Below are 15,943 nucleotides of genomic sequence, written 5' to 3' on the forward strand. Positions count from 1 at the left end.
AAATGTTCTAGGGACGAAAAAACTTGTCGCTGAGCAAACGCTGTAATTTCAAGGGCCTGACCCGCCCCCGCCCCCGCCCTGCCACCGGAAAATGCAAGAAGAAAACGCGAAAAATAGAAGGAATGAAGATTAAAGAAACGCGCTGCGCGCGTTTTGCGCGGCTTGGGTGGGTGGTTGTGTTGTGTGGGGCGTGTTTTGTTGGGTGTTTTTGTGGTTTTTCGTGGTGTTTTGGCTTGGTGTTTTGTCGTGGCGGTTTAGTCTGGTTGTGTTGTGTGATGTTTTTTATTTTTTTTAACCAGCAGAGATTTATTGGTGTGAAGTGAATGATGTTTTTTCAGATGTTAGACCAGCCCAGATGATTGATTGGTGAAGTAAGTGGTGCTCTTTCAGTTTGAGATTGTGACCAGCAAAGATTTATTGGGGATGAAGTTGGGCGGTGCTTCTACAGATGGATTATTGATAGAAAGAAAAATTAGTAAAAGAAAACGCGAAACGATAATGCAAGGTGACAACGCTGGAAGTAAAACGCGAGCGAGCGCGACAGCGCGAAGCGAGCGTGCATATCCCGCAAACAATTTTTGCCAGCGGCGCGGCGGCGGCGTGCGCCAGCAACGCCAGAGCGTGCGCAAGCGTGTGCCTAGCGGTCTGAGCGCAAGCAGCCTAACGGTCTGCACGAGTCAGAAAAGTTCCGACCATAGATACAGTGTCTTCAATGAGAGGTTGGTGGTTGTATTTTTTGAGCAAGTTATATGTAGTCATGCACTCATGCCCTTGGCCTAGCGGTCAGGGGCATGAGTGTTTTACGACCATGTATGAGACATGGACAATCTTGTTTTATGTGTTGAGCAGTTGCAGATCGGTGACTGGGTTTTTGTTGACAATGCCGTGAATGCCAAAGTGCTTGGCGTCAGCAGTAATGGTGTGGATGTGAGCGGTGTTGGTTTTGTACCAGGTGAAAGTTTTCCTGTGGCGTTTTTGTCGTTGCCCAGGGACGTTGCTTTCTTTTCTGAAATCGATTTCGTCGTTACGGATGTCCACGACAAGATCGCGATTTGTGCACCTGAGTTTAATAACGGTGCTCCCGGTGTATGGATGCCAGCAAGCGTGCTGAGTATGAGTGAAGTTTTTGACCAGGACCACGACCATGTATAGGCCATGGAACCACTTCGTTTAGCACGAGAGTTTGTTGAGGTAGGCGATTACGTCTACGTCAACAACTATGTGTGTGATCGCGTCGTCGATGTCAGACATGACCATATTGTGTGCGCCGACAGTGGCAGACATGATAGCGAGTTTTTTGACGTTGCCTTTCTGTCTTTGCCGCGTACAAAAACCCCAGTTGGTGACAACTACTGCGTCAGTTCACAGTTGGATGACAGTTTTGCTCTGGCCAGTGGCGAGCACGTGCTTTGCCGTGGTGGTGGCGTGTGGTTTCCGACGAAGATTTTTAAGCCGTTTACTGTCACGGAGGATTCATGTTTGATGAAAAGTTTCTAGCCCAGGGTGCGGTCTTCTACGCAAAGAAGCATGGGGACTATGGGGACGTTAATTCTCAATGGGTGTTCAACAATGCGAAGTGGCATGTGGAAGAGTTTTTGAGAAACGAACACTACCGTCAAGAGTTTCTTTTCTCGATCAACAACCTGTCAGACGTGGAAGATTTGGCGCAAATCTTTCATGCACAATGGCTGCGCGACTACCGTTACTACCTTGCCGATGAGCATGGATATTTTGAGTTGGACACCGAGTTAGAAAAACGAGTAGCTGAGCATGTGTGTGACAACATGCAGTTGAACAAGCGCATGACGCTTTCCTGTCAGACGCTTGGCATAAGCATGGATGAGTTGAAGCAGGCTATCAATTCCAATCCGATTTTTGATTACCACGAGATCAGCGACACCACGTTAGAGGTGTTTGAAGATGAGGTATAGGACCGTTCAGCGTAAGGCGTTTGAGTTCATCATGTCTCACAGTGATTCCAATGGGGTGTGTGAGTTTGAGATGGATGATTTTCAGGCGGGACGGTTTTCTAAAGTGGGCATGTATCTGGTTGTTCAGCGTCTTGCTCGTCTTGAACTTGCTGACACTGAGCCAACCACTTTTGCTGGCTACCGTTTGCAGTTGAGTGAGCAGTTGATGGGGCTGAAAGATCTGCTCGCCTAACGTGGTTTTACGACCATGTATAAGGCATGAGCACACAGTCAGATTTTTCAGTCAACTTTTTCTTAGCTACCGCAGTCGATGGAGTGTTCTTTCATTCACGACTGACTGGTGACACCGCGCCGACAAAGAATGATGATCGCGCCGTCATTGATGAGTGGAGCGAAAAGCATTTCACCGGCCATGTCAGGTGCATGTCCAATGACAATGAGTACGTTCGCTCATTTATTCAGTACATCATTCATGAGGCGCATGGCCCCTGGTTTAAGAAACTGGCTGACGAGTTGTGGACCCGCTTGAATGAAGAGTAAAAATATGGCCCCGGATAACCGGGGCCATATTTTATTGCTTGCTTGGGTTGATACCCCAGGCCATTGCGAAGGCGGTGACAATATCGACTCCACATTGTTTGGCGAGTTCTTCGATCCGGCTTGCTGAGATGTTCATTTACCGCACATTCACTAGGCCGGTAAGAAGGTTGTTGACCATCATGTATTCAAGCAGTGGAATATCGCAGTTAATGTCGCGCGGCGCAATAATTGCGTAACGGTCGTTGACCATGATGTGTTGACCCTTGCTTGCTCGTGTCTCATTCCACCCGTCTGCTGCACCGTCGATAAGTAACGGCTGATAGACGCTCGTAGTCAACGTCGTGTCAACCTTCTTAATTTGTCCGGCGCTGCGGGTCAATGTGGTCAGGCCGATCACTGAAAGACTTTGGCCGCGAAGCTTGTGAGCGAAAAGCGCACGTACCGGACCATTGTCTTGCCGTGACTCAACCAGGTATGGCCGTAATCCGTCTGTGTAGATCATGGAATCTCTTTTCTTTAGATGTTTTCTCTTGCTGCTGTTATTTATGGTCGTAAACGCTGCTCAGCGCCTAGTAGGTGAGCGTGAATGATTTAAGTCTTGTTTCAGCGATTGTTAGAGCCACCGGCAATAAAGATGCTCGCCCACGTCCAGGGCAAGGCGAAATGAGTATGGCGATTGCCACAGCCATTGCTCAACGCTGTGATGCGGCGTTTAATGCTCCGGTTGGTACAGGCAAGGCATTGGCTTATCTTGTTCCTGCTGTGCGTAAAGGTGTGGCTGGTGGAAGAGTGTTAATCAGCGTGTCTTCGAAAACTTTGCAGTCACAGGTGGCCTTCAAAGATGCGCCAGCAGCCATTGGTGATAGCGGCGTAAAGGTGGCCGTTCTTAAAGGTCGGTCATCGTATGCGTGCCTGGCGAAAGAAAATAGGGTCAACGGCAAAGCTAAAGCGTGGTTGTACGAAACCGAAGACGGGGATCTTTCTGGTGCTGATCCGATAATTGCTCGCGCTTTAGTACCAGACTTGTCTGCATGCGAGAAGTGTCCGTTATTTGAAGATTGTTTCGCCACTGTTGCCAGAAAGATTGCCGGCCAAAGCCAGATCGTTGTCACCAACCATGCCCTGCTTGCTTACCAGGCAACACACAACACCCCTGCCGTTTTTGGGTCCAATCATGTTGGTGTTTTTGACGCGGTTGTTTTAGATGAAGCTCATTCGTTTCCGTCATGGATTCGTTCAATTGGCAAGCGCACTTTCACTCGTGAGCGGATCATGAAAATTGCTGCGTCTCATGGCGTAATTCCGCCGCGTTTTGATTACGGTGAAAAGTATGTTGCTCGCCTTGCTGCGTGGGCTGATGACTTGGGGAATGAAAGCGAACTGGTTCAAGACTGTGCGATGTACCTTGAACCGCCGACCGGGTGGGCAACATTTGATGAGGAAGATGGATCGTGTGTTGCTCCGGTTAATACTGAATATGTGGCGCGAAACTTGTGGAACACCCAAATGGTTCGCCCATCCGTTATTGCACTGAGTGGAACCATGCCCAGTGTCTATGGCATGGGGATGAAAAATAAAGAGGTTGTCCACGTTGATAACCCGTTTAAGAAAGCATACGAAGAATCGTTGCTGTTTATTGACAGCGGTGATGATGCTGACCAACTGGCCGGTGCTAACGGTCGCATGGATGTGAGCCGTCATGTCAACTGGGCGTTGAGCAAGATTGTTGATCTCGTTCAGGCCAATACCGCGCGTGGTCAAGGAAGCTTGGTGCTTAGTGCTACCTCAAACGGTGCACGCGCTTATGCTCAGGCACTCAAAGAGGCGGGGCTGACCGTCTACACACAGTGGGATAGCAACTACGCAGAATTGTGGAGAAGCAACACCGATAGTGTGTTGTGTGGAACTGTTTCGCTCATGACCGGTCTGGACGCTAAAGGCCAGACGAACTCTTTGGTTGTTATTGACCGTATTCCGCGTGCTAGGCCGAACCCTCATGATGATGCGCGGGTAAAAGCGTTGGTTGATGCCGGTGAAAACTCTTTTGCCGCCAGAGCAAAAATCTATGACGTTGATGCAACCGTTTTGCTTGCTCAAGCAAGTGGAAGATTGATTCGCAGTGAGAGTGACCGTGGCATGGTTGCCATTTTTGATCCGAGGCTGCTTCCTGGTCGCTGGGCTTATGGGAATTTGACCAGATCTATTCATGCATCGTCTCTTAGCGAGTTCACTCAGCGGTCAACCGTTTTTGATGAAGCGTTAGATTTTTTGAGCACCTGAGTTTTTGCTCACCCACCTAGTAGGTGGGCATGAATAACACTCTCGGAATTGCGTGTGCACCTGCGTTACAGAGCCGTCTTCAAGACGGGGGAGTAAACGTAGTCGGTGGTAGTGATCCTCGCCAATGCGCATCGGCAATTAAGCAACTTCTTTCCACAGACAATGATGTTCCGGTTCTGCTTGTTCTGAGCGATCCGTCTCACGAAAAACTCCTTCACGCATGGTCTAGTGCCATTGCTTCTCGCTGCCGCTTGTTTGGTCTTGGGGAGTCTTGGCCTGCTCAAGTAGAACCAATTGCCACACCAATCGCGCTCGACGATCTGTGTTCCACGCTTGGACTAAAAGGAACGTTCCCAGGTGTCTATGTCGATGACCGTGGGAATGTTCAGTCTGATACGTCTTTGGGTTTTAGTGCTGGCCCAGAAGAAGTGATGCTGCCTAATGGTGATGCGGTACAGCAAGAAGTAGACATTCTGGCTTCTCTTGGTTTCAACATGCCACCGGTTGCACCCAGCGCAAATACCAGTTTCAACATGCCACCGGTTGCACCCAGCGCACCGATGGCCAGCACCGGTTTTAACATGCCACCGGTTGCACCCAGCGCAAATACCAGTTTCAACATGCCACCGGTTGCACCCAGCGCAAATACCGGTTTCAACATGCCACCGGTTGCACCCAGCGCACCAATGGCAAACACCGGATTCAACATGCCACCGGTTGCTCCTAGCGCACCAATGGCCAGCACCGGCTACAACCAGCCACAGGCTACGCAAACAGTGGTGTCTTCTCATGAACAGAAGGCATACGCCAATACACCAAAGTGGATGGGGGGAAGCAAAAACTCTGGCGTGGCCGGAGCAGATCACTCCAACGTCATCTTTGTTATCTCCCCGCGCGGTGGAACTGGAAAAACTCTCACCGCCATCTCTCTTGCTCAGACAATGAGCAATCTTGGCAAACGTTCACTTCTTGTTGACGCACACGTTGGCCAACCCGGATTAACACATCACCTTGATGCGATTGACTGCCCAACAGTCAACGACATTCATTCTGGAGCAACCGTCAACGACATTGTGGTGTCACCGCAAGATCTATCTGCAAAGGTTGGATTCGCCTCCGTTCTGGCTCCACCCAGAGAAGCTGTTATTCACGACAAAATCTTCTCTGACTACATGCGTGTTCTTGACACATTCACTCCGGTTTCAGATCTTGTTGTCGTTGATACCCCGCCTATCTGGGATAAAGAACGTTCTGGAATCGTTAACGAACTCATCGCCCCGTCTCTCAACAAGGGGGCATGGGCGCTCGTTGTTCTCGATGGCTCAATCGAGTCAACGGCAATGTTCAACCAGATTTCTGCCTGGCTCCAACGTTTAGCGCCACGTCACGTGCTTGGACTGCTGAACAAGATGCCAACCATTGCCATGCCAAATCAGGCTCAGGCAGATGCTTTGTTCGCTCCGGCAAATTGTGTGTCTGTTTTGCCCTATGACGAAACTGTAGTCACCGAGTTTGCAGGCAAGACTCTTTCTCACAATCTTCTTGAACTCGCCGCGAATCAGATCCTTGACGCAACAGGACTGAACGTATGAGCAGACATCCGTTTCTGGCTCAGATTGTTCCCCTGATCGAAAAAATCATTTGGGGAAAAGATGTCATCGACGGTGAAACTGCTTGGGCCTATCCAGTCTTCCATTGGATAGAGGGCGATGAATCGTGGGGGAAAAAGGCCAAAACAACAGACGGCTTTTACTCAATGCCTCTACGCATTGTTTACAACAAGCCAAGCGTGTCTTGCGAAAATTCTCGGCGTTTAGCACACGCAATCGGTCCAGGTCATGACATTGATCTGCTCGTTGTGCCCACCCTTCGTAACACCGCAGAACTACGCCAAGAAGCATACGAAGCGCAATGGGAACTGTTCTCTTTAGTCCAGGACGCATGCCTACGTAGTGTTCAACGAACCGTTGCGGTCAGGGCTGCTGAATTATTTGAGTCCTCCAACACAGATCAGTTGTTTGACTCTCTTGCCATTCAGTCTATTTGCGACTCTCTCATGCTTGACCCTGGCGGAGCATTCGAGCGAATGATCCCACGTATCTGCCAAGAGAACGCATTCAACAAATGTGACCCGAGCAAATGGATCACCACGTTCATCAATTACGAAGCTCGTATGAAAGTGTCTCGCGCACTCGATGATGACGTGAAAATCGGGCCAAAAATTCGCCGTCTCAACGCAACCAAAAACTACAAAAACATCCAGGAACTCGTCACCGATTTCAACCAGAAAAACCCTTCACGGATCACCACTGAATCTAATGCTGCGCGTTGTTTGAGCATCGGAGCCATTGGGCGATCCATGCGTATCCATGACGAGGATCTTTTCAGCCCATCTGCCGAAGAGTGTTTTTTGGGCTGGTGACAATGCGCCGCGAAATTGAACAAGCGCAGTTACTTGAGGCGCTCGATCAGGGGATGTTCGGGCTAGATGACCTGTTCCCATTGGCTGAACACAACGAAGCAGCCGGTGAACTCAGTCTGAGCGATGTGCTTGCCACACTCGGGTTTACTCACGCACAGATCGACGAAATCTGTAGCAGATACCGCCATTACACCAATCACCTTGCCGACCCCCATTTGTCTCGAATCGTCGAGAAAAAGGCCGGTGGCAAACGTAAAGCGGCACTCATCGCAGCAATCAACCATCGTCCAGAAAGCCCATCTCACTTTCCGTGGAGGTGGGAAGAGTGAACAAGGTTGAAAAACTGCGAAAAGCCATCGTAGACGGAAACGTTGACGAACTCATTCATTCTTGGCTTCCCGAAATCTATGGAATCGCACAAGGGGAAGGTAATCGCCTCCAACGTCACCTTTCTAATGAAGACCGTCGAGACATTCAAGCAATGGCTTTGGAGGTTTTGACGATCATGATCAACGAAGAAGCTGATGGGCGAGCGCGACTCGTTTACAACTTTGACGCTCATCTGAAAATGAGACTGCGAAACCGCGTACAAAGTTGGGCAGATTCAGAGTCTGGTTTTGCTCCCGCCGCAAAAATGTCGTCTTTGTTGCGCCGCCGAAGAATCATTCGATCACACATGAGAGCGAATGGAACTACGGCGAAAGAAAGTGTTGATTGGCTCAACCAACACGGAAACAAATCTAATGGCCTGTATCGGCTCAGTGACTTAGAGCCAATGAACAGCGTCTCCATGGATACTGATGAGTTCAGGCTCACTCACGATGAAATCGTCGAGGTTTCCATGCAGCCGACCGCAGGATACTTGTTGGCTCCATGCGAATCTGCAATGTTTGTTGAAGAAGTTTGTCAACGCCTTGAAGGCAATTGCCGCATGGTTGCCCGAGCATGGTTAACGACAGCATGGCAATGCGATGAGCCTGAGACAGCACAGAGTTTGTCCGAAGATTTGCACATTCCCGTTTCTGAGGTGAAGAAACATATCGAATCAGCCAGGAAACAAGCGAAGGCGTTGTTGTGCTCGTAGGGGGACTAGATCTTTCATTGCGCTCTAGCGGTGTGGCGGTAGTGGGGAAAAACAACGAGATTGTTCTTTCAACAACCGTGAAGTCACAAGGGAAAATTAGTGACTCTTGGCAGTCAAGAATCGAGCGGGTATCAACGCTGGCACTAAACATTGGTGAACTTGTCAACCAATGCGATCTGGTGGTTATCGAGGGGCCTTCGTATGGACATAGCGGCGAACGAGGGTTTTATGACCGCGCTATGCTCATGGGAATTATCTGCTCACAATTATCCTCTTTCGCCGTTGTTGAGCCAAAAGTTGCAAAGTCTTTCGTCTGTAATGACGGATCTGCCACCAAACTGATGATGATGCGCGGCATTAACAGATTCCTTGGCACGGAAATTAAAAACAACGATATTGCTGACGCACTAGCGCTGGCACTCGTTGGTAATGCTCACCTTGGCCAATTTGAGTGTGGGCTACGTCGTCAGAGAATTGTTGACCGCGTGATTTGGCCAAACTAACTCACGTTTTCACCCCTAGTAGGTAGCGAACGTTCACTTTCAACCGTTAGGGGTTTTACCCATGTCTATGAAGCCTGTTGTGGCATCTGGGGCGGTGCTTGCCTCCCTTTTTGCGGCTGGTGCAATTCCAGCCCAGGCCACTACATCTTTCGCTCCCACTTCGATTGTTCGCACTGAGGTTTCTGCACATGAAGCCGAACCCGAAGCTCAGCCATCACCCACTGCCAGCGAAAGTGCGGTTGATGAATCTCCTTCAGATGAAGAATCTGATTCGCCTGCTCAGCCACCTGCACCTGCTAAAGAAGAGACTTCCGATGAAGCAGAAAAACCTGGCGCAGCAGAAGGCAAAGATGAGAAGCCTAGTACAACCAAAGAGCCGACTGGTGCAGCAGACAATGAAGAAAAAGAGTCTGCTGACGCTGAGCAATCCAAGACTTTCACTTTCGATCAGGCGGCAAACGGATCTGACTCCGCATTGTTCGACTGGTTTGACGGAATTGTGAAAGCACGTCATGAGGCAGGGCTTGAAACAGTCTCATACTCAACCGATGCTCAAAAGGAACTTGTTGGGGTTGTCTCGACACGAGATTCTTTAGAAAAGCTTCTGCAAGACAAGACCAACCTGATCAACACTCAGTCACCCGCTGCTATTTCTCTGACTACTCACGAAGAGGATGGCCAAAAATGGGTGGATGTCTCTGTTTACAGCGTTGAAAAGGCTGAAAAGAAATACCTTCTGGACGGAACGAACGTCACAAAGCCTGTTACGCCAGAGCCAGACCCCGTTGATCCTGAACCTGGCCCGGTTTCGCCCGAGCCACCTGCACCTGAGCCTGGACCTGTTGCTCCTGGCCCAGTTGTGCCTGAGTCTGGACCTGTTGCGCCTGGCCCAGTTGTGCCTGCGCCTGGCCCGGTTTCGCCCGAGCCACCTGCACCTGAGCCTGGACCTGTTGCGCCTGGCCCGGTTTCGCCCGAGCCACCTGCACCTGAGCCTGGTCCAGTTGCACCTGGACCTGTTGCACCTGGCCCGGTCGTTCCTGCACCTGGCCCGGTCGTTCCTGCACCTGAATCAAGCGGTGAAGTTGTTGCTGGCCCAGTCGAAACCAAGCCTGTTCCAACTAAGCCCGTTTTGAAAGATCCGGTGGTGTCGATCTCGCCAGAACAAGCGCGAACAGTAATCCCACAATCCGTTTCTCCAAAGACAGTGGTGAAACTGGTTGACGGAAAGGTTTTGGAAACTCGTACCTGGAAGACTCCACAAGGTCAAACTGTAACTCAAGTTTCCACACGCCAAGAAGATCGCGTAGAAAACCAATCTGCTCCAAGTCAGCAAAACAAGCAAACGATCACAGGGAAGCAACAAGTTTCTCCAACCCACACACCAACCAAGACTGCTTCAGCAACCTCGACAGCAAAGCCAACGACTACACCTACACCGAAGGTTGTCAGCGTCTCTGTCGATGGAGAGCAGGAAGATGAAAAGTCTGCTTTCTCGGCAAGCAAATTATTTGTTGGACTGGGCGGGGGAGCGGTACTGGCTGCTCTAGGAGGAATGTTCTTCTTTATTGCACGTCGTCGAAACAACTCCGACGATCAATAAGGCATGAAAACTTCTCCTGCCGTCGCAGTGCTGGCCTTGCTATGTTCATTTTTCATGGCGGGGCCAGCACTTGCTGACGATCTCATTGAAGAAATCCAGAATTTGCCCTCAGATTCTCAGCCGATCAGTGACTGGGAGACGCAGCATGCCGACAATTCTGATGTTTCATACCCCAATGCATTCGATAGTGATCATGGCCGAACCGGCTGGTTTGGAAAAAGTTGGTTCGACATTGACGGCAATGGGTGCGACACAAGAAACGATGTTCTGGCGCGCGATTTAAAAGACATCTCTTACAAAGACAAGAAAAATTGTGTAGTTAAAAGCGGTGTTTTAGATAGTGATTTCTACACCGGAAAGCGCATCGACTTTAAGCGCGGTAAAGAGTCTTCTCAGGCCGTACAAATCGACCACATTATTCCTCTGAACTACGCCTACGCTCACGGGGCATGGAATTGGGACGCTGATACTCGTCTTGCTTTTGCAAATGACCCTGAGAATGTCATCGCCGTCGATGGACCGGCAAACCAGGCAAAAAGTGACTCCGGCCCAGCGACTTCACCGACAGGCCGATCCGAATCTTTCAACGCCACAAGTGGACGCGGATGGTGGCCAGAAAAAAATCAGTGCGAATATGCCGAAAAATTCGCACACGTAGCTATTAAGTATCAATTAGGTCTACCTGACGAAGATCGGAATGACCTTATTGACCATTTAAGTGCCTGTGAAACAAAAGTACATGAATCGGATAGCTCTCCGACCATGAAAAAAGATGTGAATGCTGCACATGAAAAAACGACCGTAAAAGTTTTAGCGGTTTTTGTTTTTTCCGCAGCAGTTGTTTTTACCCGCACTCGAAAAAGGATCTCACGATGAACCTTCCACCTCTCCGATCTATGGGGCTTGCACTGGCAGTTGTTGGTGCAGCCACGATGATTCCTGGCTCCGCAATGGCTGCGGATCTTGTGGATGATTCACTTCAGCCCAATGTGTCATCTCAAGTTGAATCAGCTTTACAGGAAGTCAATGAGGAAACTCCTGATGCTCAAGCCGAACCGGAATCTGAGACAGTAAGCGAAACACCCACCGAACCCACTACTGAAGAAGAAGCACCCGCTGCTGACACCGAAACTGCTGGTGAGTCTGAAGCCGCCGCTGAGGAAGAAGCACCCGCTGCTGACACCGAAACTGCTGGTGAGTCTGAAGCCGCCGCTGAGGAAGAAGCACCCGCTGCTGACACCGAAACTGCTGGTGAGTCTGAAGCCGCCGCTGAGGAAGAGCCTGGTGGCAAGATCGTTGACGGCTACTACACTGAACACACCGACCGTGGTGAAATCAAGATACGTGTGGATGGGGCCAAAGGTGTCGAAAACGGAACAGGATACCGTGGCGATGAAAACTCTATTGCCCCCTCTCGTGCTCGCTATGCAGCCGATGACGAATCCACCATTGCAAAACTCGCTGAGGTTGATCACTCCAAGACTGCCGACGATTTAAAGAAGGTTGAAGCATGGAGTCCACTCAGTCCCGATCATTATCTTGCGCATGATTCGTTTGCGACTGGGGATGTTCAGTCCGTTGACAAGGCAGAAAACTCTGACAAGATTGCCAAGGCAGTCTCCAAGATGCCTGACTTCTTTGTGAACGACTTCTGGCGTGGCCGTCTCTACACTGGCATCAATGGTGGCGGTAAGACGTTGGAGGGTGGTAACACCGGCTCTGGTCTGGATAACATCCCGATCTTTGTTGTTGATTCGTCCAACCCTCATCAGAACTTTGAAACATTTGATACTGGCGATGGGCGTGTTACCACATTTAAGAAACTCTATGACATGACCAGCGGAAAGATCCCTCTTCCTTCATGGGCTAACTCATCTGAAGGTGGAGATCATTCTTTCGCAGTGTATGACTGGGGCACCGGTATCTGGCGCAGTTATTTCCACGTGTTGAAAGGCGAAGACGGTGTGTGGCACTATGCCTCCGCTGGCTATTACTATGCCGATCCTGAAGGTAAAGGCGTTGGTTCTCGTAATGAATCAATGGGTCTTATTCATGGTGGCTCTTCCGTTATTGGCGTATCCAACGAACTGACACAGATTGGTCTGGAAGAGATTAAGAAGGGCGAGATTAACCATACGGTTTCTGTCACCTTCCCTTCTTATAAGAATGGCTCGGTTTCATATCCGGCTAAACAGTCAGACGGGAAGATTGGCTCTGGATGGGTGTCCATCCAGATGGACAAGTTCGCCAAGAAGACTTACAACAAAGACCCCGAAAAGGCTCAGGCCATCTCCAAGGCCATTCGTGAAGGTGTCTTGCCAGAAATTGACACCATTGATGTCGAAAAGTTTGCAGCAGATAAGGGCTTCAGTCCAGAAATCACTGAACACCTGAAGAAGACTGTTGACACCTATCGTTTTTCACCCAGCGCAGGCCAGATGTTCCGTCTCCCGGCTGATATGGATATTGATGCTTGGTCAAAGGAAAATCACGCAAGCCCACTGCTGACAATGATCATGAAGGCTGTTCAGAAACATGGCGGTATCGTTTCCGACCAGAACTTCTGGGCCATGGCCTTCAACATGGAATCACCTCTGGGCCGTCCTGAAGCTGCCGATGGAAAGAACGCTTACAAGCTCGATCCTGAACTGAACCGTCTGGCAAGCGGGGATGTCAACAACTTCCCGTGGCATCTAACAGAATGGATGCCAATGCACTATGCACAAAAGACAGGGACACCTGTCATCAATGATGATACTGTCGATGATTCGACAACCGAGCCTGTTGTGCCTGGTCCCGTAACGCCTGAGCCTGAGCCTGGTCCGGTAACGCCCGAGCCTGAGCCTGAGCCTGGTCCGGTAACGCCTGAGCCTGCACCTGGTCCGGTAACGCCTGAGCCTGAGCCTGGTCCGGTAACGCCCGAGCCTGAGCCTGCTCCTGAGCCTGGTCCCGTAACGCCTGAGCCTGCACCTGGTCCGGTAACGCCTGAGCCTGAGCCTGGTCCGGTAACGCCTGAGCCTGAGCCTGGTCCGGTAACGCCCGAGCCTGAGCCTGCACCTGGTCCGGTAACGCCTGAGCCTGCACCTGGTCCGGTAACGCCCGAGCCTGAGCCTGCTCCTGGTCCGGTAACGCCTGAGCCTGAGCCTGGTCCCGTAACGCCTGAGCCTGAGCCTGGTCCGGTAACGCCTGAGCCTGAGCCTGGTCCGGTAACGCCTGAGCCTGAGCCTGGTCCGGTAACGCCTGAGCCTGAGCCTGGTCCGGTAACGCCTGAGCCTGCACCTGAGCCTGGTCCGGTAACGCCTGAGCCTGCACCTGGTCCGGTAACGCCTGAGCCTGAGCCTGGTCCGGTAACGCCTGAGCCTGCACCTGAGCCTGGTCCGGTAACGCCTGAGCCGAAGTTTGAATCAAAGGTTGAGACTAAGACAGATGCCACTCAGACAATTGATCTGAAAAAGGTTCCTGTCGTTGAACTGGTGATTTCCGAAGGACGTATCAACCAGACACCGAAGGCTGATGCACCTCAGACTCACAAGGTCACTATCAAGAGTGACAGCATTGTGTCTTTGCGAACCTTCACCAACGAAGAAGGCCAGCAAGTAACTCAGGTGACTACCGCTGCACCGACAACCACCATTGAGACTCCTGCACCTGTTCAGTCTGAACAATCTTCTGAGCCAGGCGAGGCTACACAGACTCCTTCAGCGCAGAGCACTGAAAACGCTACTGACTCTGCTGACAAGGCTCCTGCCAAGAGTGAATCCCGTAGTGGCTGGATAATGGGAGGTATGCTTTCAGCTATCGCAGCTGCGGTGGGTGGATTGATCTTCGCTAACAAGAAGAAGCAGTAACCCCTACACGGATAAAAACAACTGAGACAGCCTGGGTTAACGCCCAGGCTGTCTCATTGTTACCACACCTAGTAGGTGGTCATGAATGAGATCTACACAAGCAAAGAGGCGGCAAAACTGCTGAAAGTCAGTGAAGGTACGCTGCGAAACTGGCGTTACGACGGTGTTGGTCCAGCATTTTTCAAGTGCGGTCGTGCCGTGCGATACCGCCAAGAAGATTTGGAAGAATGGATTGAGAAAAACACGAATTACGCCGTGTAAGGGACATTCACTTTTCCCTTCTAAACACAACAGAAGGATGTAAAAAGCGCTCTCAGGTACGATGTGCTTCGTCATTCTTCGTCATCTCACGCTGGGCAGGTTTCCGCATGGCAAATCAACCTTTAGACATAGGGACATGGGGGAGCGTGAGCGTAAGAGAGATTCCTAGCGGATTTCAGGCAGCAACGCGCTTTCGAGATTTTGATGGCAAAAAACGTTTAGTGAAAGCCAACGGGAAAACCAAAGGCGAAGCCAGACGACGACTAGCAAGCAAACTCACCAAACGCAAAAAACCAACCAATAACACCCTAAATGACTCTTCATTCATCCAAGATTTGATTGACAAATGGATTGAATATCAGCGTGATCTAGCCCAAATTAAGCCACAAACCTTGACCGGCTATGAAGATGTAGCAAAAAGAATCATCTACCCAGCGCTCGGATCGTGGCGCATTGGCGAGGTAACAACACCAGTTGTTCAACAACTATTAATTGACACCATCCCTGGTCAACGTCGAACTGTTCGTACTGTTTTGAACCAGTCTTTCGGATATGCCAGACTCAATGGAGCAACGCTCAATGATCCTGTTGGCGATACAAAGATCCCTCGTACCCAGCGTTCAGAACCAGAAGCCCTGACTATTGACCAGGTAGTTAAACTGCGCAAGGCTGTGCGCCAATGGGGGAGTGACCGCACGTTTGGTCCTGGTGTCACTAGCATTCTTCGTGTGGCCGTCGATCTTATGCTCGGCACTGGTATGAGAATTGGTGAGGTCTGTTCACTGCGTTGGGAAGATGTTTCTTTCGCACAAAGCACCATTCATGTTCAGTCCACCCTTGTTGACGGCAAACGTCAAGAATCGACTAAAACGCAGTCGTCAGATCGTGTGTTATATATGCCCGATTTCGTTATTCAGGCTTTAGTTGAACACGGCGTTAAACAATCAGGGCCAGTTCTTGCCACAAGACGTGGAACATACACCTCTCAGGCCAACTTGCGCCGAAGTCTGCGTAGTGCGTGTGAAGACCTTGATTTCTCAGTCACCCCACACGCCCTGCGACGCACATTGGCCACCCACTTGTCTCGTACTGTGGGAACAAATGCCGCTGCTGCGCAACTGGGCCATAGTGATCCGTCTGTGACGGTCGCTCATTACATTAAGCCCGAACACATGGGGCCGGATGTACGAAAAGCAATCAGTAAAATGATTGAATGAAAAGGGAACACTTTGGTATCACTTTGAAAAGGACAATCAGTGTCAAACAATGACAAAAAACTCTAAAGTGTTCTCTGTTCCTCTCGCTTATCAACCTCACCATGTCAACGAAAAGTGCCGTTTTATCAGCGATAAAGTCGTTTGATTCAAAACCATATTCTCGCTACAAGGGGTCGTGGGTTCAAATCCCGCCAGCCCGACGATTTAATGGCTTACATCACACGATGTAAGCCATTTTTCGTTGCAATTTCAATAAC

General features: G+C 50.3%; 18 protein-coding genes. 17 read left to right on the plus strand and 1 reads right to left on the minus strand.

The window, feature by feature from the left end; all coding sequences use genetic code 11:
- The first annotated feature begins 375 nt into the window (after nucleotides 1-375).
- The 6 genes from A9753_RS08750 (at nucleotide 376) to A9753_RS08770 (ending at nucleotide 2,471) form a co-directional block, all read left to right on the plus strand.
- On the plus strand, nucleotides 376-780 hold the full coding sequence (locus tag A9753_RS08750; protein WP_067783517.1) for a hypothetical protein: 405 nt from the start codon (nucleotides 376-378) through the stop codon (nucleotides 778-780).
- 39 nt (nucleotides 781-819) lie between these two features.
- Nucleotides 820-1,152, plus strand: coding sequence for a hypothetical protein (locus A9753_RS08755; protein ID WP_067783520.1), 333 nt, complete (start codon nucleotides 820-822; stop codon nucleotides 1,150-1,152).
- A 3-nt stretch (nucleotides 1,153-1,155) separates the two neighbouring features.
- Entirely contained in the window at nucleotides 1,156-1,497 is a 342-nt protein-coding gene (locus A9753_RS09670) for a hypothetical protein (protein ID WP_141673380.1), read from the plus strand.
- The gene (locus A9753_RS08760) at nucleotides 1,476-1,931 is read left to right on the plus strand and encodes a hypothetical protein (protein ID WP_067783522.1); all 456 of its coding nucleotides are present in this window, start codon (nucleotides 1,476-1,478) and stop codon (nucleotides 1,929-1,931) included. The genes A9753_RS09670 and A9753_RS08760 overlap by 22 nt, the downstream gene beginning before the upstream one ends.
- A 70-nt stretch (nucleotides 1,932-2,001) precedes the next feature.
- A complete protein-coding gene (locus A9753_RS09865) occupies nucleotides 2,002-2,163 on the plus strand; it encodes a hypothetical protein (protein ID WP_176702779.1) in 162 nt (53 codons plus the stop codon).
- Between the two features lie 26 nt (nucleotides 2,164-2,189).
- The gene (locus tag A9753_RS08770; RefSeq protein ID WP_067783528.1) at nucleotides 2,190-2,471 is read left to right on the plus strand and encodes a hypothetical protein; all 282 of its coding nucleotides are present in this window, start codon (nucleotides 2,190-2,192) and stop codon (nucleotides 2,469-2,471) included.
- A gap of 136 nt (nucleotides 2,472-2,607) precedes the next feature.
- Here A9753_RS08770 and A9753_RS08775 read toward each other — a convergent pair whose 3' ends face one another.
- Complete coding sequence (locus A9753_RS08775) at nucleotides 2,608-2,973, minus strand: hypothetical protein (RefSeq protein WP_067783531.1); 366 nt, start codon at nucleotides 2,971-2,973, stop codon at nucleotides 2,608-2,610.
- Nucleotides 2,974-3,053: 80 nt separating this feature from the next.
- Between A9753_RS08775 and A9753_RS08780 the strand changes: the two genes are divergently transcribed.
- The 11 genes from A9753_RS08780 (at nucleotide 3,054) to A9753_RS08830 (ending at nucleotide 15,686) form a co-directional block, all read left to right on the plus strand.
- Nucleotides 3,054-4,751: an ATP-dependent DNA helicase gene (locus tag A9753_RS08780; RefSeq protein ID WP_141673382.1), complete on the plus strand. Its 1,698-nt coding sequence runs from the start codon at nucleotides 3,054-3,056 to the stop codon at nucleotides 4,749-4,751.
- A gap of 29 nt (nucleotides 4,752-4,780) precedes the next feature.
- Nucleotides 4,781-6,343, plus strand: coding sequence for a tyrosine-protein kinase family protein (locus A9753_RS08785; RefSeq protein WP_067783537.1), 1,563 nt, complete (start codon nucleotides 4,781-4,783; stop codon nucleotides 6,341-6,343).
- Complete coding sequence (locus tag A9753_RS08790) at nucleotides 6,340-7,173, plus strand: hypothetical protein (protein WP_067783539.1); 834 nt, start codon at nucleotides 6,340-6,342, stop codon at nucleotides 7,171-7,173. Before A9753_RS08785 ends, A9753_RS08790 begins: the two co-directional genes overlap by 4 nt.
- On the plus strand, nucleotides 7,170-7,502 hold the full coding sequence (locus tag A9753_RS08795; RefSeq protein WP_141673384.1) for a hypothetical protein: 333 nt from the start codon (nucleotides 7,170-7,172) through the stop codon (nucleotides 7,500-7,502). The genes A9753_RS08790 and A9753_RS08795 overlap by 4 nt, the downstream gene beginning before the upstream one ends.
- A complete protein-coding gene (locus A9753_RS08800; protein ID WP_067783545.1) occupies nucleotides 7,499-8,257 on the plus strand; it encodes a hypothetical protein in 759 nt (252 codons plus the stop codon). Before A9753_RS08795 ends, A9753_RS08800 begins: the two co-directional genes overlap by 4 nt.
- Nucleotides 8,248-8,760: a RuvC family protein gene (locus tag A9753_RS09675; protein WP_141673386.1), complete on the plus strand. Its 513-nt coding sequence runs from the start codon at nucleotides 8,248-8,250 to the stop codon at nucleotides 8,758-8,760. The genes A9753_RS08800 and A9753_RS09675 overlap by 10 nt, the downstream gene beginning before the upstream one ends.
- Nucleotides 8,761-8,821: 61 nt before the next feature.
- The gene (locus A9753_RS08810; protein ID WP_067783551.1) at nucleotides 8,822-10,360 is read left to right on the plus strand and encodes a hypothetical protein; all 1,539 of its coding nucleotides are present in this window, start codon (nucleotides 8,822-8,824) and stop codon (nucleotides 10,358-10,360) included.
- Nucleotides 10,361-10,363: 3 nt separating this feature from the next.
- The gene (locus tag A9753_RS08815) at nucleotides 10,364-11,236 is read left to right on the plus strand and encodes an HNH endonuclease family protein (protein ID WP_067783554.1); all 873 of its coding nucleotides are present in this window, start codon (nucleotides 10,364-10,366) and stop codon (nucleotides 11,234-11,236) included.
- On the plus strand, nucleotides 11,233-14,208 hold the full coding sequence (locus tag A9753_RS09870; protein WP_067783556.1) for a hypothetical protein: 2,976 nt from the start codon (nucleotides 11,233-11,235) through the stop codon (nucleotides 14,206-14,208). The genes A9753_RS08815 and A9753_RS09870 overlap by 4 nt, the downstream gene beginning before the upstream one ends.
- Before the next feature lie 81 nt (nucleotides 14,209-14,289).
- Nucleotides 14,290-14,469 (plus strand): helix-turn-helix domain-containing protein, encoded by a 180-nt coding sequence (locus A9753_RS08825; RefSeq protein ID WP_067783560.1) that lies wholly within the window; start codon nucleotides 14,290-14,292, stop codon nucleotides 14,467-14,469.
- A gap of 107 nt (nucleotides 14,470-14,576) precedes the next feature.
- Nucleotides 14,577-15,686, plus strand: a complete 1,110-nt coding sequence (locus A9753_RS08830; RefSeq protein WP_083090451.1) for a tyrosine-type recombinase/integrase — start codon at nucleotides 14,577-14,579, stop codon at nucleotides 15,684-15,686.
- Nucleotides 15,687-15,943 lie beyond the last annotated feature (257 nt).

Origin of the sequence: Actinomyces vulturis (assembly GCF_001687305.1) — a bacterium.
GTDB classification, from domain to species: Bacteria; Actinomycetota; Actinomycetes; order Actinomycetales; family Actinomycetaceae; genus Actinomyces; species Actinomyces vulturis.

Coding starts and splice junctions, on each gene's coding strand:
- A9753_RS08755 (WP_067783520.1), top strand. CDS start 820: ATGGACAATCTTGTTTTATGTGTTGAGCAGTTGCAGATCGGTGACTGG.
- A9753_RS09670 (WP_141673380.1), top strand. CDS start 1,156: ATGGAACCACTTCGTTTAGCACGAGAGTTTGTTGAGGTAGGCGATTAC.
- A9753_RS08760 (WP_067783522.1), top strand. CDS start 1,476: ATGTTTGATGAAAAGTTTCTAGCCCAGGGTGCGGTCTTCTACGCAAAG.
- A9753_RS09865 (WP_176702779.1), top strand. CDS start 2,002: ATGGATGATTTTCAGGCGGGACGGTTTTCTAAAGTGGGCATGTATCTG.
- A9753_RS08770 (WP_067783528.1), top strand. CDS start 2,190: ATGAGCACACAGTCAGATTTTTCAGTCAACTTTTTCTTAGCTACCGCA.
- A9753_RS08775 (WP_067783531.1), bottom strand. CDS start 2,973: ATGATCTACACAGACGGATTACGGCCATACCTGGTTGAGTCACGGCAA.
- A9753_RS08785 (WP_067783537.1), top strand. CDS start 4,781: ATGAATAACACTCTCGGAATTGCGTGTGCACCTGCGTTACAGAGCCGT.
- A9753_RS08790 (WP_067783539.1), top strand. CDS start 6,340: ATGAGCAGACATCCGTTTCTGGCTCAGATTGTTCCCCTGATCGAAAAA.
- A9753_RS08810 (WP_067783551.1), top strand. CDS start 8,822: ATGTCTATGAAGCCTGTTGTGGCATCTGGGGCGGTGCTTGCCTCCCTT.
- A9753_RS08815 (WP_067783554.1), top strand. CDS start 10,364: ATGAAAACTTCTCCTGCCGTCGCAGTGCTGGCCTTGCTATGTTCATTT.
- A9753_RS09870 (WP_067783556.1), top strand. CDS start 11,233: ATGAACCTTCCACCTCTCCGATCTATGGGGCTTGCACTGGCAGTTGTT.
- A9753_RS08825 (WP_067783560.1), top strand. CDS start 14,290: ATGAATGAGATCTACACAAGCAAAGAGGCGGCAAAACTGCTGAAAGTC.
- A9753_RS08830 (WP_083090451.1), top strand. CDS start 14,577: ATGGCAAATCAACCTTTAGACATAGGGACATGGGGGAGCGTGAGCGTA.